At 72.7% G+C, this 19,578-nt stretch carries 18 protein-coding genes; 11 read left to right on the top strand and 7 right to left on the bottom strand.

Annotation, left to right across the window (positions count from 1 at the left end):
* The first annotated feature begins 47 nt into the window (after positions 1-47).
* The 5 genes from AB0F98_RS05280 to ahcY all read left to right on the top strand — a co-directional run bounded on the left by AB0F98_RS05280 (position 48) and on the right by ahcY (position 5,558).
* Positions 48-233: a Trm112 family protein gene (locus AB0F98_RS05280; protein ID WP_357728893.1), complete on the top strand. Its 186-nt coding sequence runs from the start codon at positions 48-50 to the stop codon at positions 231-233.
* Positions 230-1,426 carry an SIS domain-containing protein gene (locus tag AB0F98_RS05275; RefSeq protein ID WP_357728890.1) on the top strand — a complete coding sequence of 399 codons (1,197 nt, stop codon included), beginning with the start codon at positions 230-232 and terminating at the stop codon, positions 1,424-1,426. The genes AB0F98_RS05280 and AB0F98_RS05275 overlap by 4 nt, the downstream gene beginning before the upstream one ends.
* Before the next feature lie 148 nt (positions 1,427-1,574).
* Complete coding sequence (locus tag AB0F98_RS05270; protein WP_357728887.1) at positions 1,575-2,582, top strand: cation diffusion facilitator family transporter; 1,008 nt, start codon at positions 1,575-1,577, stop codon at positions 2,580-2,582.
* A 5-nt stretch (positions 2,583-2,587) separates the two neighbouring features.
* Positions 2,588-3,751 carry a mannose-6-phosphate isomerase, class I gene (gene manA / locus AB0F98_RS05265; RefSeq protein WP_357728884.1) on the top strand — a complete coding sequence of 388 codons (1,164 nt, stop codon included), beginning with the start codon at positions 2,588-2,590 and terminating at the stop codon, positions 3,749-3,751.
* Between the two features lie 310 nt (positions 3,752-4,061).
* Positions 4,062-5,558, top strand: a complete 1,497-nt coding sequence (ahcY, locus tag AB0F98_RS05260) for an adenosylhomocysteinase (protein ID WP_357728880.1) — start codon at positions 4,062-4,064, stop codon at positions 5,556-5,558.
* A 60-nt stretch (positions 5,559-5,618) separates the two neighbouring features.
* On the opposite strand, the gene AB0F98_RS05255 is transcribed toward ahcY, so the two are convergent.
* Positions 5,619-5,771 carry a hypothetical protein gene (locus AB0F98_RS05255; protein WP_357728877.1) on the bottom strand — a complete coding sequence of 51 codons (153 nt, stop codon included), beginning with the start codon at positions 5,769-5,771 and terminating at the stop codon, positions 5,619-5,621.
* 189 nt (positions 5,772-5,960) lie between these two features.
* Positions 5,961-7,022 carry an RDD family protein gene (locus AB0F98_RS05250; RefSeq protein ID WP_357728874.1) on the bottom strand — a complete coding sequence of 354 codons (1,062 nt, stop codon included), beginning with the start codon at positions 7,020-7,022 and terminating at the stop codon, positions 5,961-5,963.
* Positions 7,023-7,061: 39 nt separating this feature from the next.
* Between AB0F98_RS05250 and AB0F98_RS05245 the strand changes: the two genes are divergently transcribed.
* Positions 7,062-8,060, top strand: a complete 999-nt coding sequence (locus AB0F98_RS05245; RefSeq protein ID WP_357728871.1) for a stage II sporulation protein M — start codon at positions 7,062-7,064, stop codon at positions 8,058-8,060.
* A gap of 52 nt (positions 8,061-8,112) precedes the next feature.
* On the opposite strand, the gene AB0F98_RS05240 is transcribed toward AB0F98_RS05245, so the two are convergent.
* The 5 genes from AB0F98_RS05240 to AB0F98_RS05220 are packed head-to-tail and all read right to left on the bottom strand — an operon-like array spanning position 8,113 to position 13,454.
* The gene (locus tag AB0F98_RS05240; protein WP_357728868.1) at positions 8,113-9,423 is read right to left on the bottom strand and encodes a DUF58 domain-containing protein; all 1,311 of its coding nucleotides are present in this window, start codon (positions 9,421-9,423) and stop codon (positions 8,113-8,115) included.
* Entirely contained in the window at positions 9,420-10,412 is a 993-nt protein-coding gene (locus AB0F98_RS05235; RefSeq protein WP_357728866.1) for a MoxR family ATPase, read from the bottom strand. Before AB0F98_RS05235 ends, AB0F98_RS05240 begins: the two co-directional genes overlap by 4 nt.
* Positions 10,409-11,836 (bottom strand): DUF4350 domain-containing protein, encoded by a 1,428-nt coding sequence (locus AB0F98_RS05230; RefSeq protein ID WP_357728863.1) that lies wholly within the window; start codon positions 11,834-11,836, stop codon positions 10,409-10,411. The genes AB0F98_RS05235 and AB0F98_RS05230 overlap by 4 nt, the downstream gene beginning before the upstream one ends.
* A complete protein-coding gene (locus AB0F98_RS05225) occupies positions 11,833-12,612 on the bottom strand; it encodes a DUF4129 domain-containing protein (protein WP_357728860.1) in 780 nt (259 codons plus the stop codon). The genes AB0F98_RS05230 and AB0F98_RS05225 overlap by 4 nt, the downstream gene beginning before the upstream one ends.
* A complete protein-coding gene (locus AB0F98_RS05220) occupies positions 12,609-13,454 on the bottom strand; it encodes a hypothetical protein (RefSeq protein ID WP_357728858.1) in 846 nt (281 codons plus the stop codon). Before AB0F98_RS05220 ends, AB0F98_RS05225 begins: the two co-directional genes overlap by 4 nt.
* Positions 13,455-13,662: 208 nt before the next feature.
* Here AB0F98_RS05220 and mtrA point away from each other — a divergent pair, with 208 nt between their 5' ends.
* From mtrA to raiA, 5 genes are all read left to right on the top strand, one after another.
* Entirely contained in the window at positions 13,663-14,352 is a 690-nt protein-coding gene (gene mtrA, locus AB0F98_RS05215; protein WP_076471249.1) for an MtrAB system response regulator MtrA, read from the top strand.
* A gap of 13 nt (positions 14,353-14,365) precedes the next feature.
* Positions 14,366-16,132 carry an MtrAB system histidine kinase MtrB gene (gene mtrB / locus AB0F98_RS05210; protein ID WP_357728854.1) on the top strand — a complete coding sequence of 589 codons (1,767 nt, stop codon included), beginning with the start codon at positions 14,366-14,368 and terminating at the stop codon, positions 16,130-16,132.
* A complete protein-coding gene (locus tag AB0F98_RS05205) occupies positions 16,129-17,940 on the top strand; it encodes an LpqB family beta-propeller domain-containing protein (protein ID WP_357728851.1) in 1,812 nt (603 codons plus the stop codon). The genes mtrB and AB0F98_RS05205 overlap by 4 nt, the downstream gene beginning before the upstream one ends.
* Positions 17,941-17,943: 3 nt before the next feature.
* Positions 17,944-18,657 (top strand): ComF family protein, encoded by a 714-nt coding sequence (locus AB0F98_RS05200; protein ID WP_357728848.1) that lies wholly within the window; start codon positions 17,944-17,946, stop codon positions 18,655-18,657.
* Positions 18,658-18,905: 248 nt separating this feature from the next.
* On the top strand, positions 18,906-19,547 hold the full coding sequence (raiA, locus tag AB0F98_RS05195) for a ribosome-associated translation inhibitor RaiA (RefSeq protein ID WP_357728845.1): 642 nt from the start codon (positions 18,906-18,908) through the stop codon (positions 19,545-19,547).
* Positions 19,548-19,578: the final 31 nt, after the last annotated feature.

The following is a 19,578-nucleotide window of genomic DNA, read 5'->3' as shown; positions in this document are numbered from 1 at the left end:
CTCGGCACCGCCGACGGTGAAGCCGCACACGTGGAAGGAGCCGCGCCGTGGCCCTGGATCCGCAGTTGCTCGAGATACTCGCCTGTCCGGACACGCACCACGCACCGCTGAACTACGACGCGCAGGCACAGACGCTGACCTGCACCGAATGTGGCCGCATCTTCGAGATCCGCGACGACGTGCCGGTGCTGCTGCTGGACGAGGCGCGCGGCGGCCCGGGGCAGCAGTCGTGATCGACGGAACCGCCGGGGTCAGCGGCCACCGGGAAGCCGACGAGGCCCTGCTCGACAACGCCGACGCGCTCTCCGAACGCGACCCGGGCGGCATGCTGCGACACACCGCCGCGGCCGGCGCGCAGGTCCGCGAGTCGGCCGCGCTCGCCGCCGAGGCGAACCTGTCCGTACTGGCCGACGAGGGGCGGCCGAGGGCCGTGGTCATCGCCGGCATCGGCACCGCCGGCCGCACTGGTGACGTCCTCGCGACGGTCGCCGGCCCGCGCTGCCCGGTGCCGGTCATCCCGCACCGCAGCGCGGGCGTGCCCGGCTGGGTCGGCGCGGCCGACGTGGTCATCGCCGTGAGCGCCTCCGGCCGCAGCCCCGAGGCGCTGGGCGCCGCTGAGGCGGCGCACCGGCGTGGTGCGCGGCTGGTCGCGGTCGGTGCCCCCGACTCCCAACTCCAGTCGGTCGCCGAACGGGCCCGCGCGCCGTTCATCCCGGTGCCCCGACGCGCCCCGGCCCGGGCCAGCCTCTGGGCGCTCACCGTGCCGGTGCTGCTCGCCGCCCGTACGCTCGGGCTGGTCAAGGTCAACGAGGCGGATCTGGCCGAGACCGCGGCCCGGCTCGACGCGGACGCCGACCGGTGCCGACCCACCGCCGAGTCGTTCGTGAACCCGGCGAAGTCGCTGGCCCTGGGACTGGCCGGGTCCATCCCGATCGTCTGGGGTTCGTCCCCGCTGGCCACCGTCGCGGCTCGCCGTTTCGGCGACACCCTTTCGGCGAACGCGCGGTACCCCGTCGTGACCGGGGCGCTGGGTGAGGCCGGGCGGGGCCGGGTCGGGCTGCTCGACGGGGTCTTCGGCGGCCTCGTGGAGGGTGAGCGGGACATCTTCGCCGACCCGGACGAGACCCTCGGCGACGCGACCCGGCTGCGGCTTGTGCTGCTGCGCGACGGCGGGCTGAACGCCGAGGACGACGCCGACGAACCACTCGCCGTCGAGGAACGCCGCGCCGAGGCGGTGCAGACCTTGGCCGAACGTCGTGGCGTTCGGTGTGACGTGGTGACCGCCGAGGGCGGCTCCGCGTTGGAGCGGCTCGCCTCGCTCACCGCGGTTCCGGACTTCGCCTCGATCTACCTGGCCCTGGCCCACGGGCTGGACCCGATGGCGGTGCCCGCCATCACCGAAATGAAGGAGCTGTCGAACCAGTGATCGGACGTTGGTGGCCGGCGCGGGAGATCCGCGGCCGGCGGCCTCGCGCGGCCCAGCCGAGCGGCGGCGTGAGCGGACGCGGTGAGCGGACCGTTCGGCTCGGTGCGGCCGCGGCTCGCCGGGCCGCGGAGCGCGGCGGAGCGGCGGCGTGAGCGCTGAAGGTGGGACCAGGGCGATCATCGCGGCCCTGCTGGCCAACATCGGCATCGCCGTCACGAAGTTCATCGCGTTCCTGTTGACCGGCTCGTCGTCGATGCTGGCGGAGGCGATCCACTCCGTGGCCGACTCGGGCAACCAGGGGCTGCTGCTGCTCGGCGGTAAGCGGGCCAAGCGGGAAGCCACCCCGCAGCACCCGTTCGGCTACGGCCGCGAGCGCTACATCTACGCGTTCATCGTCTCCATCGTGCTGTTCAGCGTCGGTGGCCTCTTCGCGTTGTACGAGGCGTACCACAAGTTCCAACACCCGGAGGCGATCACCAAGTACCACTGGGTGCCGGTGGGGGTACTGCTCATCGCGATCACGTTGGAGTCGTTCTCCTTCCGTACCGCGATCAAGGAGTCCAACCCGCTCCGCGGTAACCAGTCCTGGGTGCGGTTCATCCGCCGGGCCAAGGCGCCGGAGTTGCCGGTGGTGCTGCTGGAGGACTTCGGCGCGCTGATCGGTCTGCTCTTCGCGTTCTTCGGCGTGAGCATGACCCTGGTGACCGAGAACGGCGAATGGGACGCGCTGGGCACCGCCATGATCGGCATCCTGCTGGTCACCATCGCCGTGGTGCTCGCCATCGAGACGAAGAGCCTGCTGCTCGGTGAGGGCGCCGAGGCGCACGACCTGGCCGCCATCGAGCGGGCCGTGACCGAGGGGCCGGAGGTCGAGCGGATCATCCACATGAAGACGCTCTACCTCGGCCCGGAGGAGCTGATGGTCGCCGCGAAGGTCGGGGTATCGGCCTGCGAAACCGCCGAGGAGGTGGCGCGCGGCATCAACACCGTCGAGGCGCGAATCCGCGCCGCCGTGCCGATCGCGCGGGTCATCTACCTCGAACCGGACATCTACAGCGCGGCCGCTGAGCGCGCGGGCACCGGGTCCGCGTCGCGAACCGCGCCACCGCCGACGCAGCACGCGGCGGACGAGACGGCCGAGAGGCCGGGGAGCTGAAACAAGTGGAACTGTTGTACGGCCCTGTTCGGGACTATGCCTGGGGCTCGCGTTCGGCCATCGCCGCCCTGCAGGGGCGCCCGGTGCCGAGCGAGGGCCCCGAGGCGGAACTCTGGCTCGGCGCCCACCCGGGTGCCCCGGCCGCCATCGAGCGGAACGGCGAACGGGTCAGCCTGCTCGACGTACTGGCGGCGGAGCCGGAGCACTGGCTCGGCCAGCCGGTGGTCAACCGGTTCGGCACTCGGCTGCCATTCCTGCTCAAGGTGCTGGCGGCCGATGCGCCGTTGAGCCTTCAGGCGCATCCGGACGCGAAGCAGGCGCGGGCCGGTCACGCGGCGGACCTCGCCCGGCCGGCCGCGGAGCGCAACTACGTGGACCCGTACCACAAGCCGGAGTTGCTGGTCGCGCTCTCGCCGTTCGAGGCGCTCTGCGGGTTCCGTGATCCGGAGGAGTCCGCTCGGGCGCTCGCCGCGTTCGGCGTACCGTCGCTGGAGCCGGTGGTGGCGGCGCTGCGTACCGGCCTGGCAGGGCTGCGTACGGCGGTCCGCACGCTGCTGACCTGGCCGCAGGAGGATCGGGCCGGGCTGGTGGCCGCGGTGGTGGCCGCGCCGGCTGTGGGGCCGGACGCCGAGCTGGCCCGGTCGCTGGCGGCGGAGTATCCGGCCGACCCGGGTGTGCTGGTGGCGTTGCTGCTCAACCACGTCCGGCTGGTGCCGGGCGAGGCGATCTGGATGCCGGCCGGCAACCTGCACGCCTACCTGCGCGGCAGTGGCGTGGAGATCATGGCGGCCAGCGACAACGTGTTGCGCGGTGGGCTCACCCCGAAGCGGGTGGACGTCGACGAGTTGCTGCGGGTGCTGCGCTTCGAGGTGCTCGACGAGCCGGTGGTCGCCGCGCGGCCGGTCGGCCCCGGGGTGGAGTGCTGGCGGGTGCCGGTGGACGACTTCGCGTTGCAGCGGGTGACCGTGGGTGGCGAGGTGCCGGAGGTCGAACTCGCCGTCGACGGGCCCCGGGTGGTGCTCTGCGTGACCGGCCCGGTCACCGTGGACGACGGCACGGGCGCGCTGAAGCTGGAGGGTGGCCAGGCCGCGATCGGCGGCGCGGCCGGTGGGCCGTTGCGGATCAGCGGGTCCGGTGAGGTGTACGTCGCCTCCAGTGGCGTGAGCTGACCGAAGCGGAATCGTCTGGTGGCTCCGGCAACGAAATCTGCAAGTCCGACTTTTCCGGAATAGCTTGACGCGCCCCTAGCTCAGTGTGACTCTATGGGTACGCAGCGTTATCGCGACGACGGTCCGAGAACGCGCGGGGAACCAAACCGGGGGGATGCGCGGGGCGGCCGGCTGGTGGACGGAAAGTCCGTTCACGACCGACCGCCCCGTGCGCTGTCCGGGTTCCCGTGTCTCCAGGCGGCCGGGGTGCCCGCACGCCGGCGCGCGTAAGGTGGAGGGTCGCGCAGCACATCGTCCGACAGGAGCTTCCATGACCAGCACCCTCCCGGCGTCCAGCGGTACGCCGTCCGAGGCCCGGCCGAACACCGTCGCGGACGGCGACTACAAGGTGGCGGATCTGTCGCTCGCCGAGTTCGGGCGCAAGGAGATCCGGCTCGCCGAGCACGAGATGCCCGGGCTGATGGCGATCCGTAGCGAGTTCGCCGAGGCGCAGCCGTTGGCCGGCGCGCGGATCACCGGATCGCTGCACATGACCATCCAGACTGCCGTCCTGATCGAGACCCTGGTCGCGCTCGGCGCCCAGGTCCGTTGGGCATCCTGCAACATCTTCTCCACCCAGGACCACGCCGCCGCGGCGATCGTGGTCGGCCCGAACGGCACCCCCGACGCCCCGGCCGGCGTCCCGGTCTACGCCTGGAAGGGCGAGACGCTCGAGGAGTACTGGTGGTGCACCGAGCAGGTGCTCACCTGGCCGGACGGGCAGGGCCCGAACATGATCCTCGACGACGGCGGTGACGCCACCCTGCTCGTGCACAAGGGCGTGGAGTTCGAGAAGGCCGGCGTCGTGCCGCCCGTCGAGTCCGCCGACTCCGAGGAGTACGCGGTCATCCTCGGCCTGCTGCACCGCACGCTCGCCGAGGACGGCCAGCGCTGGACCCGGATCGCCGCCGGCATCAAGGGTGTCACCGAGGAGACCACCACCGGCGTCCACCGCCTCTACGAGATGCAGCGGGAAGGCACCCTGCTCTTCCCGGCCATCAACGTCAACGACTCGGTGACCAAGAGCAAGTTCGACAACAAGTACGGCTGCCGGCACTCGCTGATCGACGGCATCAACCGGGCCACCGACGTGCTGATCGGCGGCAAGATGGCCGTCGTGATGGGCTACGGCGACGTGGGCAAGGGCTGCGCCGAGTCGCTGCGCGGCCAGGGCGCCCGGGTCGTGGTGACCGAGGTCGACCCGATCTGCGCGCTGCAGGCCGCGATGGACGGCTACCAGGTGGCCACCCTGGACGACGTCGTGGAGAAGGCGGACATCTTCGTCACCGCCACCGGCTGCTTCAGCGTCATCACCCACGAGCACATGGCCCGGATGAAGCACCAGGCCATCGTCGGCAACATCGGCCACTTCGACAACGAGATCGACATGGCCGGCCTGGCCAAGCGCTCGGACGTCCAGCGCGAGAACATCAAGCCGCAGGTCGACCTGTGGCGGTTCGACGACGGCCACGCGATCATCGTGCTCTCCGAGGGCCGCCTGCTGAACCTGGGCAACGCGACCGGCCACCCGAGCTTCGTCATGTCGAACTCGTTCTCGAACCAGACGATCGCGCAGATCGAACTCTTCACCAAGACCGACGAGTACCCGATCGGCGTCTACGTGCTGCCCAAGCACCTGGACGAGAAGGTCGCCCGGCTGCACCTGGACGCGCTCGGCGCCAAGCTGACCACGCTCAGCAAGGAGCAGGCCGCCTACCTCGGTGTGCCGGTGGAGGGCCCGTTCAAGCCCGAGCACTACCGCTACTGACCCGATGCCGACCGGGCCGGCCGCGCGAGCGGCCGGCCCGGTTCGCGCTTTCCGGACGTATCAACCAGGGCCGCGGCGGCTCGGGCGGACCCAGGTCCAGACGCACCAGGCGAGCCAGGCCAACGAGACCACGGTGGCCAGTGCCCGCAACCGCAGCGCGCTCAGCAGGAACACCACTGCCAGCACCGCCAGCCACGGGCCGAAGCCCCTCACGGCCGCACTCCCGGCATTACCGGGGCGGACGCGGCGGTGAAGGTGAACAGGTCGTCGGGCACGGTCGTCCTGTCTACGCGTAGGAACGGTTCCGGATCCTCCCACGGCTGCCGGGCGCCGGCGCCCCGCGCAGCCCGCCGGCCCGCACCGTCCGGTTCCCGGCCGGCACGAGGGTCCGGCGCCCGCCGGTCAGGCACGGGGTCGCTCGCCGGCAACGGTCGCCGGGCGTACGGCCGGAGCGTCGGGTTGGGTGGGCGGTGCCGCCGCCGGGCGCAGCACCGGAGGACTGGGTTCGCTCGGCGTTACCCGGCCGGTCGTTGCCGGCTCCGGCGAGGCCGGGCGGATCGGCATGGCCGGCGGGGAGGGAACCAGCTCCGGCCAGAGCGCCGAGGCCACCGCCCGGGTCCGCTGGAGCCGCTGTACCGCCCTGCGGTGCCGTTCCCCGAGCACGGCGGCCAGGTAGACGGTCTCCGGCGCCGCCAGTGGTGGCGGCGGCGTGGTGACCGCGGCCGCCTCGGCCACCTCGGCCCAGAGCCCGCGGGCCAACCGGGTCCGCGCCGGCTCCGCGAAGAGGTGCACCCGCGCCAGGTACTGCCGCACGGCCAGCACCAGCTTGTCGTCGAGCCGGCTCAGGTCCAGCGTGTACGCCCAGCCGACCAGCGGCGGCACCGCGGTCGGGATGGGGCGCCACACGGACGCGGTGCGGGTGTGTACGACCAGCGTGCCGGCCACCAGGTCACCGAGGCGCCGCCCCCGTCGGTCGGTCAGCATGACCGTCACCCCGGCCACCCAGCTGATCAGCGGCAGGATGAGGCCGGGCCACTCCACCGCGACGCCGACCAGAGCCCGGGTGAGCGACTGCCGGAGCCCGACCGGGCCGCCGTCGGCGCTGATCACCCGCAGGCCTACCGCGAGCTTGCCCACCGTCTGACCATTGTTGAAGCGTTCCATCAGCACCGGGTAGCCGACCAGCACGAGGACCAGCGCGAGGGTGCCGGTCGCGCTGTTCAGCGCCGCGTCGACCAGCTCGAACGGCAGAGCGGCGAAGAGTAGCGCGATCAGCACGGCGAGCAGCAGGGCGGCCACCAGCTGGGTCAGGACGTCCAGCAGCAGCGCGAGCACCCGCGAGCCGAGCCGGGCGACCCGGATCTCCAGCGCCACCGCCTCGCCGCTGACCAGGCCGGCGTCGCTCCACGGCACGGCCCGGGCATCGGGGCGGGTACGGGCCGGAGGTGGTGGTTGCGCGCTCACCCCGACAGTGAACACTATGATCCCCGCACGGAGGTGCATGTGGATCTCGACGCGTACGTCGCGGAGCACGGCGGACAGTGGCGGCGTCTCGAGGCGCTGTGCCAGCGCAGCCGGCTCGACGCCGATGAGGTCGACGAACTCATCGCCCTCTACCAGCGGACGGCCACCCAGCTCTCCGTGCTGCGCAGCCGCTCACCCGATCCCGCACTGGTCAGTCAGCTCTCCCAACTGGTGCTGCGGGCCCGGGCGCGGATCACCGGCCGGTCCCGCCCGTCCCTGTCGGCGGTCACCCGGTTCCTGCTCGACGGCTTTCCGGGTGCGGTCTACCGGGCCTGGCCCTGGTGGTGCGCGGTGGCGACCGCCTTCAGCCTGCTCAGCTTCTTCCTGATGTGGTTCGTCGCCGGCAACCCGGACACCGCCGCCGCGTTCATCGGCGACGACGCGGCGGCCGACCTGGTCGAGTCGGGCTTCGCCGGTTACTACACGGAGTTCTCCGCGCCGACCTTCGCCTTCCACCTCTGGACGCACAACGCCTGGATCGCCGCGCAGTGCCTGGCGTCCGGGGTGCTGATCGTGCCGGTGTTCTACCTGCTCTGGCAGAACGCGCTCAACATCGGGGTGGTCGGCGGCGTGATGATCTCCTACGGCCGTTCGGACGTCTTCTTCGGCCTCATCACCCCGCACGGACTGTTGGAGCTGACCGGGGTCTTCGTGGCCGCCGGGGTCGGTCTGCGTACGGGGTGGGCGTGGATCTCGCCGCCCGCCGAGCTGACCAGGGGCCAGGCGGTCGCTCGGGCCGGGCGTTCGGCGATCGTGGTGGCGCTCGGTCTGGTCGGGGTCTTCGCGGTCTCGGCGTTCGTCGAGGCGTTCGTCACCCCGGCCCCGGTGCCGGTTCCGCTGCGCGTCGGCCTCGGCGCCGTCGTCTGGCTCGCCTTCCTGGCGTACGTGCTCGTCCTCGGCCGCCGCGCCGCCCACCCCACCGCCGGCCCTGTTGATCATGAAGTTGTTGTCGCGACACGCCGGGGCGATGCGCAATAACTTCATGATCAACGTGAGCCCCGGGGGGTGGGGGTGGGGGAGGCTGGTGGGGTCAGAGTTGGGCTTGGGCCTTCAGGCGTAGGTAGGTGTCGGCCAGGCGGGTGGCGAGAGCACCGGCTGGAGCGTCCACCACGGTGACGCCATGGCGGGTCAACGCCGTCCGTACCCGGTCCCGTTCGGCCAGCGCCCGCCATCCGGCCGCCGCCGCGTAGGCATCCGCCGCGCCGGCCGGCGTGGTCGTGGTCATCCTGCTCAGCACCGGGTCGTGGATCGCCGCGATCACCACCCGGTGCCGTGTGGCCAGCCGGGGTAGCACCGGCAGCAGGCCCTCGCCGAGGGCACCCGCCTCCAGCGCGGTGAACAGCACCACCAGACTGCGTTGACGCTGCCGGCGCAGGATCTCGCCGGCGATCAGTTCGAAGTCCGTCTCCACCAGGGCCGGCTGGAGCGGGGCGAGCGCGTGCACCAGCCGAGGGAGCAGCGCCGGCCGGCCGCTGCCGGTCACCGTGGCGCGGATCGCCGTGTCCGCGGCGAGCAGGTCGACTCGGTCGCCGGCCCGGGCGGCGAGCGCCGTGAGCAGCAACGCGGCGTCGATGGAGGTGTCCAGCCGAGGCTCGTCGCCGACCCGCACCGCCGAGGTGCGGCCGGTGTCGAGCACGCAGACCAGCCGCCGGTCCCGCTCCGGTCGCCAGGTGCGCACCAGCACGTCCGCCTGCCGGGCGCTGGCCCGCCAGTCGATCGAGCGGATGTCGTCGCCGACCACGTACTCGCGCAGCGTGTCGAACTCGGTGCCCTGGCCGCGCCCCCGGGTGACCTGGGTGCCGTCGATGATCCGCAGCCGGGCCAGCTTCTCGGGCAGGTGCCGACGGGAGTCGAAACGCGGCAGTACGCGCAGCGTCCACGATGGCGTGGCGGGGCGGCCCGAGCGCTGCCGGAACGCCAGCCGCATCGGCCCGTACGAGCGGATGGTCAGGGCCACCGCCGGGCGGTCGCCGCGCCGGGTCGGCGTCAACCGGGTGGGCAGCACCACCGTGTCGCCGGGCGGCACCGTGACGATCCGTTCCGGGGGCACGTCGGGGCGGGCACCGGCCGAAGGCAGCCAGGCATCGCGGACCTGGGCGTGCAGCGTACGGTCGGAACCGTTGCCGAGGCGAAGTGCGACGGTGGCCGTGCCGCCGAGCCGGACCGTCCGGTCGCCCTCCCGTTCCGCGGTGAGCGCGGCCGGCGGGACCGCCCGCATCCGGTCGACGAGTACGAGCAGCAACACCCCGCCGGTCATCACCAGCACGCCCACGAATGGCGACGGCCAGAGCGGAAGGGTCAGCGCCCCGGCCGCCAGCAGCAGCGCCGCCCGCCAGGTCATCGCGGCGTCGGCACGGTGGCGAGCACCGCGTCCAGCACCGAGTCCACCCCCACGCCTTCCAGTTCCACCTCCGGCCGCAGCCGCAGCCGGTGCCGCAAAGTGGGCCGCGCTACCGCCTTCACGTCGTCCGGCACCACGTGGTCCCGTCCGGCCAGCCAGGCCCACGCCTTGGCGGTGTTCAGCAGCGCGGTCGAGCCCCGCGGCGAGGCGCCGAGCTCCAGCGCGGGGGTGGTACGGGTGGCCCGGCAGAGGTCGACGAGGTACCCGAGGAGCGGGTCGGCCACGTGGACCCGGCCGACCGCGGCGCGGGCGGCCGCCAGGTCCGCGGCGGTAGCCACCGGCCGTACGCCGGCCGCGGCGAGGTCCCGCGGGTCGAAGCCGGCGTGGTGTGCCCGCAGCACGCCCAGCTCCTCCTCCCGATTGGGCAGCGGCACGGTGAGCTTGAGCAGGAACCGGTCCAGCTGGGCCTCGGGCAGCGGGTAGGTGCCCTCGTACTCGACCGGGTTCTGGGTGGCGGCCACGATGAACGGGTCGGGCAGCGGACGCCGGGCGCCCTCCACCGACACCTGCCGCTCCTCCATGACCTCCAGCAGCGCCGACTGGGTCTTCGGCGGCGTGCGGTTGATCTCGTCGGCGAGCAGGAGGTTGGTGAAGACCGGGCCCTCCCGGAAGGTGAACGCGGCGGTGCGCGGGTCGAAGATCAGCGATCCGGTGACATCGCCGGGCATCAGGTCGGGGGTGAACTGCACCCGCTTGGAGTCCAGGTCCAGTGTGGTGGCCACGGTGCGGATCAGCAGGGTCTTGGCCACCCCCGGTACGCCTTCGAGCAGCACGTGGCCCCGGCAGAGGAGAGCGATCACCAACCCGGTGACCACGGAGTCCTGGCCGACGACTGCCTTGCCGACCTCGGCCCGCAGCCGGTGCAGCGCGGCGCGGGCATCGTCGGGGCCGATGGCCGGGGGCTCGGCGGTTGCGGCAGGTCGGGTCACCGCGGTCCTCCTTCGGTCGGGTCGGTTCGGGGCGATGGGACGGGGTGCGACCGTTCGGGCGGGGAGGCCACGACGGCACGGGTCACCGTGTCGAGCGAACGGGCCAGGGTGAGCAGGTCCTCGTCGGTGGCCGGGTCGTCGCCGTAGAGCAGCTCCTCGATCTGCTCCGGCTCGCTGCCCGTACGCGCCGCCACGGCCGTGGCCACCCGATCCTGCGGCGCCTCCACCGGCAGGTTGAGCCAAGGCAGCAGGCGGGCCAGTGCGGCCGAGCGCAGGGTACGTCCGGCCGGTCCACGGGCGCCGGCCCGCTGGTACAGGCGGGCTCGGCCGAGCGCCGTTTCGGCCGAGCGTACGGCCACGGGAAGCGGTTCCGGCGCGGGCGGGCCGAGCCGGCGGGCCCGCCACAGGGCGGCCAGCAGCAGGGCGAGCGCCAGTTGGGCGAGGATCGCCCAGAACCAGAGCGGGAAGGCCTCCCAGAGCGGGTTCGGCGGCGGTCCGCCGGCCGAGCCGCGGGGTGGCCCGTCGCCGGAGCCGTCGGCCGGTGTGCCGGGCCGGCCGCCCTGCATGGTGCCGTCCGGTGGCAGGGTCTCCGCGCCGGCATCGGGGGTGGTGGGCGAGTCCGCAACCGGCGGTCGGCTGCTGCGGGCCGGTAGGGGCGGTTCGGGGCCGGCCAGGTCCAGCCAGACGATCGTTGCGTGCACCCCGAGCAGCGCGGTGCCGAACGCCTGGTTGTCCTGCTCACCGAAACGGTCGTTGCGGAACGGGTCGTCGGCCCCGACGAGTACGGTCTCGACCGCTCCGGGGAGCCGGGCCAGCCCAGCGGAGAAGCAGAGGTCGGCCTCGACCTCGGCGTCTGGCGCGTACCGCTGGCGTTGCGCGGCGGCCTGGCGCACCGGGCTCAACTCCTCTAGCGGGCAGGGTCTGCCGTCGGTCTGCGGGCCCACCACCTTCGTCGACCAGCGCCGGTCGGTGAGATCCACCGGGACACCGGCGGCGATCAGCACCCGGACGGACGGGTCGACCAGCACCAGGCGGGTCCCGGAAGGCAGCCGGGTCAGCCGGCCCAGGGTCTCCGATCTCAGGAGGTCGGCCGCCGGCACGAAGAGAGTGGCCGGCGGGCCGGTACGGGCGGTCAGCAGGGCCGCGCTCGCGTCGGTTTCCCGTCGGACGGTGAGGCCGCGCTGGCGCAGGGAGTCGGCGAGACGGCTACCGCCGTGCTCGCCGGTCTCCACTGGGGAGAGGTAACCCGAGTCGTCGGGGTCGGGGCGGTCGAGCGCGTGCGTGACCAGCGTGGTGGCGATCAGGGCGGCGACCAGTCCGAGCGGGATGACCAACCGGTGCCAGCGCCGTCGCCGCCTCGGCGCGGGGCCGGACGGTCCGGCGGCCGTGTGCGGGCGGGCCGCGGCCTGCGGAACGGCGGTCACGATCGCTCCTCACGCAGGGTGGCCGGCCGGTCGTCGGGGGCGGACTGCTCGGCCACCAGGTTCGCCGGCACGCCGCCGCCGGCCCCTGCCCTGCCGTCGGTACCCGTCGCGATAGCGCCGGGGTTCGCCGGCGCGGACTCGACCGGGGGTGGGGTGGCGAGCACCCGGTGCAGTTCGACGGCGAGTTCCCGCATGCGCCGGTCGTGGTCGGCGGTGGCCGGCCGCTGCGCGTACCAGAGTTCGGAGAAGATCAGGCCGGCGGCCACCACCGGGGGGCCGGTGGGCGGCCGGTTCCGGGTGGCCGTCGAGCCGACCTCGAGCACCGTGAGCCCCGGCTGGGTGGGCACCACCTGCCGCGCCGCCAGCTCGCCGATCATGTCGCGCAGCCGCTCCCGTACCGCCTCGGCGTACCGTCCCTCGGCGGCGAGCCGGTCGGCGAGCGGGAGGTGGGCGGTGAGCTGATCGGGTGTCTCGTCGGGCGGCGACACCGGCTCGGCCGCCGGCGCGGCGTTGTCGGCGACCCGGCGGCGACGCAGTCGCAGTCGGGGCCGGCGCAGTCGCGGCCAGCGAAGCCGGGGTAGCCGGAGCCGGGGCAGTCCGATCCTGGGCAGGCGCAGCCGCAGTCGGGGGAGGCGGCGGGGAACCCAGGCCGGGAACGTGTACCAGGCCAGCGCCGCCGTCACCCCGGCGACAACGAGCAGCGCCGTGACCAACGACAGTGGGACGTGGTCGCCGAGCGCCGCGGTGGTCTCCGTCCACCACCGGCTGAAGCTCATCGTTCGGCCGCCAGCACGACGGGTTCCGGAGTTCCGGCCGGGGTGCGGGCGAGCAGGATGTCCAGGCCCTCGGTACGGATCCGCGTCTCCAGGTGCAGTACGGCGTCCAGGCACGCGAGTGCCGGATAGGCGATGCTGTTCACGGCGGCCCAGACCAGCAGCGCGACCGGCAGCGCCCAGCGGCTGTCGACCAGGCCGAGTTGTGGCAGCCCCAGGATGACGCCGCTGGCCAGGCCGACGCGGAGGATCCACCAGCCGAGGTAGCCGAGTAACCGGATCATGCCGGCGCGCAGCCCCGACCGGGTGGCCAGCGCGGTGGCACGGGGCAGGACGCGGGGCAGGGACACCCGGTCGACGACGAGCGCCGGCGCGACGGCCCCCAGCAGGGCGGCACCCACGAACCAGGCCGGTCCGCAGAACGCCGCCACGCCGATCAGGCCGCCGACGACGAGCGCGAACAGGACGGTGGCACCCCAACGGCCGCCGGCCCTGTGCAGCACCTCTGCGGGGCGGGCGGTCCGGCCGAGTAGCGCGGCCGCGCCGGCCCGCGCGGCCGGATTGCCGAGCAGCGCGATGATCATGGCTTCGGCCGCCGCGCCGGTGGCGAGCAGCAGCCAGTACGCGGCGAACGACCCGTCGGGCAGCCACCAGATCGGCGGCACCGTGCCGGCCGCGAGCCGTAGCGGTCGTAGCACCAGGAACTGCTCGGCGGCGGCGAGAACGAAGGCGATCGGCACCAGTACGCGGGCCTGCTCGCGCAGGAGCAGGACGGCCGAGTCGAGCAGTTCGCCCACGGTGAGCGGGCGGTGCGGGAGCACGGCGATCGGGCCGGCGTCGGGCACACGTACTCCTGGGGGACGAACGGTGGTGGCGCGCGGCGGCGCACGCGGGGATCATGGTGTCACGCCCGGCCCGATCCGGTGGACCCGCAGGTCGGCGTCGGCGCGCGGTCACCCAGCGCCGGGGACGCTGTGGCAAGCTTGCCGCGGCGGTACCGTGCCGGGTGACGCCGGTCCCACCGACATTGAATGGGGATGGAAGATTAATCCCATGAGAGCCCGGGTTCTGGTGGTCGACGACGACCCCGCGCTTGCCGAGATGCTCGGCATCGTGCTGCGCAGCGAGGGTTTCCTGCCCTCTTTCGTCGCAGACGGGGAGCGGGCATTGGCCGCGTTCCGCGACAGCCGGCCCGACATCGTCCTGCTCGATCTCATGCTGCCCGGAATGAGCGGCATCGACGTGGCGCGTGCGATCCGGACGGAGTCCGGCGTGCCGATCGTCATGCTGACCGCCAAGAGCGACACGGTCGACGTGGTGCTCGGGCTGGAGTCGGGCGCTGACGACTACGTGGTCAAGCCGTTCAAGCCCAAGGAGCTGGTGGCCCGGATGCGGGCCCGGCTGCGCCGGGGCGAGGACGTCGCGCCGGAGCTGCTGACCATCGGCCCGCCCGGCAACCAGATCAGCATCGACGTGCCGGCCCACACGGTCAGCCGCAACGGCGAGGAGGTGAAGCTGACGCCGCTGGAGTTCGATCTGCTGGTCGCCCTCGCCCGCAAGCCACGGCAGGTCTTCACCCGCGAGGTGCTGCTGGAGCAGGTCTGGGGCTACCGCCACGCCGCGGACACGCGGCTGGTGAACGTGCACGTGCAGCGGCTGCGCGCCAAGATCGAGCCAGATCCGGAGCGACCGGAAATCATCCTCACCGTGCGTGGTGTGGGCTACAAGGCGGGCACCGGATAGCCTGGGGCGCACTGTGGCCTCCCCCGTGCTTCCACCCCCCGAGACAGCGACGACGCGCCGACGCGGCGCTGGTCGCGAGCTGTGGCGTGCGCTCGCCGGACGGGCCGCGCGGCTGGTGGCCGGGGCGCACCGGACCTGGCGGCGGTCCCTCCAGGTCCGGGTCGTCACCATCACGCTGGTGGCGTCCAGTCTGCTGGTGGGCGGTTTCGCGTACCTGATCGCCGACAAGATCACCGGGATCCTGCTGGAGAACGCCAAGACCGACGTGCGGCTGCGGCTGGAGGGCGGCGCGGACTACGCGGCCGCGCAGGTCCTCCTCTACCGGCAGCCGCAGGAGGCCCAGCTCCAGCAGACCATCGAGGGCACGGTCAACTACCTGGCCGGCGGCGACCCTCAGCAGACCAGCGGCGTGGTGGTGGCGATCACCGCGGAGGCTCATCCCGGGGTCATCGAGACCCGGGCGGCCCCGGCGATCGACGTCGGGCCGCTGATCAGTCCGGAGTTGCGGACCGCGGTGGCCGACGGCAACGTGGCCAGCCAGATCGGCACCGGCCGGCTCACCGGCGACCAGGACACCAAATACCTCGCGTACGGCTCGCCGGTGCCGACCAAGTTCGGTCAGATCGAGCTCTACTACCTCGTACCGCTGACCCGGCAGGACGCCACGGCGGCCGAGGCTCGCGCCACCGTAGTCGGGACCGGTGCGGCCCTGGTGGTGCTGCTCGGGCTGCTCGCGGCCCTGGTCACCAGGCTGGTGGTGAACCCGGTGCGGGTGGCCGCCCGCACCGCCCAGCGGCTCTCCGCGGGACTGCTCGACCAGCGGATGGTGGTCAACGGCGAGGACGACCTGGCGCTGCTCGCCGCGTCGTTCAACCAGATGGCCACCAACCTGCAACGGCAGATCCTGCGGCTGGAGGAGATGTCCCGGTTGCAGCGCCGGTTCACCTCCGACGTCTCGCACGAGCTGCGTACGCCGCTCACCACGGTCCGGATGGCGGCCGACCTGATCTTCGCCGAGCGCGACGAGTTCGACCCCGCGGTGGCCCGCAGTGCCGAGCTGCTCCAGGCCGAGCTGGACCGGTTCGAGGAACTCCTCACCGACCTGCTGGAGATCAGCCGGTTCGACGCCGGCTTCGCCATGCTCGACGCCGAGCCCACGGATCTGGTGCCGATAGTGCACCGGGTGGTGGAGCGGCTGACCGGCCTGGCTGAGCGGGTCGGCGTACCGATCGAGCTGGACCTGCCGGAGGACGAGGTGATCGCCGAGGTGGACCCGCGCCGGGTCGAGCGCGTGCTGCGCAACCTGGTCGGCAACGCGGTCGAGCACGGCGAGGGTCAGCCGGTGCTGATCCGTCTGGGCATGGACGAGACCGCGGTGGCGATCACCGTGCGCGACCACGGGGTGGGGCTGAAGCCGGGCGAGGAGAAGCTGGTCTTCAACCGGTTCTGGCGGGCGGACCCGTCGCGGGCGCGGCAGACCGGCGGCACCGGACTCGGCCTGTCGATCAGTGTGGAGGACGCGCGGCTGCACGGCGGCTGGCTGGAGGCGTGGGGCGCGCCGGGCCAGGGCGCCCAGTTCCGGCTCACGCTGCCGGCGCGGGCGGGGGACCGGCTGACCACCTCGCCGCTACGTCTGGTGCCCGAGGACGCCCGGCTGCCCTTCGGAGGCCCGGGCGACGCCGCTCCGCTGGCGATCGGCCCGGGCGCCGGTGGCGCGCTGGCGATCGGCCCGGCGACGTCGGAAGACCCGGAGGCCGCGCGGGCGGAGGTGCGTACGTGAGAGGACGTCTCGTGGTCGGGGCGCTCTGCGGGGCCCTGGTGCTCGTCGGGTTCACCGGATGTGGCATTCCGGAGCGCACCGAGGTGCAGATCGACCGGCGGAAAGAGCCGGCGACGGAGCCCGGGGCGGTCAACGCCGGGCGCGAACCGCCTACCCGGATGGTGACGGCCATACCGGAGGATTTCGTCAAGAACTTCCTCGAAGCCGCCGCGGGTGAGCCTGACCGCGCCTACTACCGGGTCAAGCAGTTCATCGACCCGCAGTACCGCAGCCGGCTCCAGGAGAAGCGGGGCAGCGAGGTCGAACTCACCGTCGTGCGGCTCACCGATACGCCGAGGGTCACGTTCGGTGCCGACGACCGCTACAAGGTGAGCATCGGGGTGCAGCAGGTCGGCGTCCTACGGACCGACGGGACGCTCGTCCCGCCCGTGTCCAGCGAGACGCACTACGAGTTCGGGCTGCGTAGTGCGTCTCCGTCCGGCGCGACCGACGACGGGGCGGGGCTCTACGTGATCGAGCCGCCGAACGTGCTGCTGGTCAGCGACACCGCGCTGCAGGACTACTACGAGAGCCGGACGATCTACTTCTGGAGCTCGGACCGCACCCAGCTGGTGCCCGACCTGCGCTACCTCCCGAGCACGGTGCCTGACGAGCGGCGCCTCAACGAGGTGGTCAAGTGGCTGGTCGACGGTCCGTCGGACTGGCTGTACCCGGGCGTGGTGGGCCTGCCCGACCGCACGGAACTGATCAACAACGCCACCGGCGGCAACGGCCGCTGGGAGGTCAACCTGGATATGCCCGGTGACGACCGGACCCAGATCGATCAGCTCATCACCCAGCTCGCCTGGTCGTTGCGCGACTTCGACGGCGAGCTGGAGCTCAAGATCCGCAACAACTCCATAAAGGTCGAGAACCTGGCCGCGCGGCGCTCGCTGCGAGAGTTGTACCCGCTGCGGGAGGGGCCGCGGGGGTACTGCGTGTACGAGGGGGCGATCCATTCGCTCAGCGTGGCCGGCGAGCCCCCCGACGTGGTGCCACTGGATCCGGCCGCGAACCGGAACGTGGTGTCCGCCGGGCTGGCCCGCTCCGGCGAGCAGATCCTCGCCGCGCTCGTGGCGACCGCGTCCGGGGGGAAGCAGCGGCTGACCGTCGGCACCGGGCGCGGGCCCGTGACGTCCTTCGGCAAGGCTGCGAACTCCTACAAGGTGATCGGCCGGCCTGTCTGGCTGCGTTCGAGCGACCCCAGCCACCCGCAGGGGCTGGTGGTGGCCGACGGCAGGCTCTACTGGTTCGACGGAAACGCTGCGATGACCCAGATCGCGCTCAACCTGCCCCCGGGTGTGGTGACCGCGGTCGCCGTCTCGCTGGACGGTCAGCGGATCGCGCTGATCGCCGACGGCGCGCTCCACGTCGCGGCGGTCAAGCTGCTCGACGGGGGCGGAGTGACCATCGGGCCGTCCCGCCGGGTGATCACCTCGCTGACCGGCCTCTCGGCTGTCGACTGGGTCGGCGAGAACGGGCTGATCGTGGCCGGGTCGGCCGCACGTCCGGCGATCTACGAGGTCAGCGTCGACGGCTCACTGCAGACCGCGCTGATGTCCGACACCCGGGCCAAGGTGACCAGCCTGTCGGCGTACCCCGCCAACCCCACGATCCAGGTGCCCTCGATCTACATGTACGAGGCGAGCGGGTTGGCGTACCGGAGCGAACCCGCCAAGCGGATCCTCCCGGGTCAGGTGGACGGCGTCTCGCCGCCGCCGGCCGGCGTACGCCAAGGCAATCCGTCCGCCCCGTTCTTCCTGTTCTGAGCCGTGCGCGGCCTCGGTGGGCTCTGGGCGGACCTCAGCGACCTGGTCCTGCCCGCCGACTGCGCGGGCTGCCGGGAACGCCGCCCAGGGCTGCGCCACGGGGTCTGCCCCGAGTGCGTGTCGACGCTCGGGGCGCTGCGCCCCCGGTCGGTGCGGCCCACTCCCGCGCCGGCCGGTCTGCCGCCCTGCTTCGCCCTCGGCCCGTACGCCGGCCCGCTGCGGGAGGCGTTGCTCGCGTACAAGGAGCACGGCCGGCACGGTTTGGCGCGGCCGCTCGGCGCCCTGCTCGCCGAGGTGGTCGCGGTGGCCGTGGGGCCCGCGCGCCCGGTGACGCTGGTGCCGGTTCCGGACACCGCAGCGGCGGCCCGCGCCCGGTACGGCGACCACCTGGACCGGCTCGCCCGGCACTGCGCGGACCGGCTGCGCCGGGCCGGCTGGCCGGTGCGGGTGCTCCGGCCGCTGCGTGCGCGGCCCCGACCCGACTCGGTGACGTTGGACAGCGCCGGTCGGGCGTCCGCTGCCGAAGCCGCGTTCCAGTCCCGTCCGGGCGGGCGGGGCGGCGGAGGCGGCCGGGTGGACACCACCGTGGTGGTGCTCGACGACATCGTGACCACGGGGGTCACCCTCGCCGCGGTGAGCCGGAAGCTGACCGAGATCGGGCCGTCACCTGCCGTCGCCGCGGTGCTCGCCGCGACCGAAAGGCGACAGCGGCGATAACTCTTCGTGTCTCAGTTTCACCCGATGGTGTAGGACCTGCGAAAAATCATGGCGCTCTTCGCAACCAGAGGTGACTGCTCAGAGAACAGGAGTTAGCGTCAACGTGTCGGGGGTAGGAGGTCTTCCCAACCGCCCCCGGCGGTGGAAGGAGGCGTAGCCGTACTGACCGGTCGACGCCGAGCGGGGCCTCATCCCTAGGGGCGAGCGACCGGACGCCGATCGAAATTCGTCCGAGCCAGGGAGGTCACGTGGACATCGTGGTCAAGGGCCGAAACGTAGAAGTGCCGGACCATTACCGAGTGCACGTAGCCGAGAAACTCGCCAAGATCGAACGCTACGATCACAAACTCATTCGAGTCGACGTGGAGCTGTTCCACGAGCGCAATCCGCGCCAGTCCGACCATTGCCAGCGGGTGGAGATCACCTGCGTCTCCCGGGGCCCGGTGATCCGTGCCGAGGCCTGCACGAACGACTTCTACTCGGCGCTGGACGCCGCGATCGCCAAGCTCGAGACCCGGCTGCGCCGGGCGGCCGACCGGCGTCGCGTGCACCGGGGCCGGCACGCACCCCTCTCCGTCGCGGCGGCCACCGCCGACCTGCCGGTCACCGACCTGGCGGCGGACCCGCTCGGCGCGTTGAGCGACAACGGCCGGGCCGCCACCGCCGTCGCGGAACGGGTCGAGACCGAGGAGGAGTACGACGACCAGCCCTGGCACATCGCGCGGGAGAAGGTTCACCCGGCCGAGCCGATGACCGTCGACGACGCCCTGTTCCAGATGGAACTGGTCGGCCACGACTTCTACCTGTTCCTCGACAAGGAGTCCGGTCGGCCCAGCGTCGTCTACCGCCGCCGGGCGTACGACTACGGCATCATCTCGCTGACCGTCTGAGCCGTACGCCGATCAGGGGGCCGTCGACACT

Source organism: Micromonospora sp. NPDC023737 (assembly GCF_040639715.1).
In the GTDB taxonomy this organism is placed as follows: domain Bacteria; phylum Actinomycetota; class Actinomycetes; order Mycobacteriales; family Micromonosporaceae; genus Micromonospora.
This window is presented reverse-complemented; position numbering and strand designations above follow the sequence as displayed.

What these genes read in the sequence shown, in the direction of transcription:
- AB0F98_RS05240 (WP_357728868.1), bottom strand. Translation starts at nt 9,423, where the DNA reads ATGACCTGGCGGGCGGCGCTGCTGCTGGCGGCCGGGGCGCTGACCCTT.
- mtrA (WP_076471249.1), top strand. Translation starts at nt 13,663, where the DNA reads ATGAGAGCCCGGGTTCTGGTGGTCGACGACGACCCCGCGCTTGCCGAG.
- AB0F98_RS05225 (WP_357728860.1), bottom strand. Translation starts at nt 12,612, where the DNA reads ATGAGCTTCAGCCGGTGGTGGACGGAGACCACCGCGGCGCTCGGCGAC.
- ahcY (WP_357728880.1), top strand. Translation starts at nt 4,062, where the DNA reads ATGACCAGCACCCTCCCGGCGTCCAGCGGTACGCCGTCCGAGGCCCGG.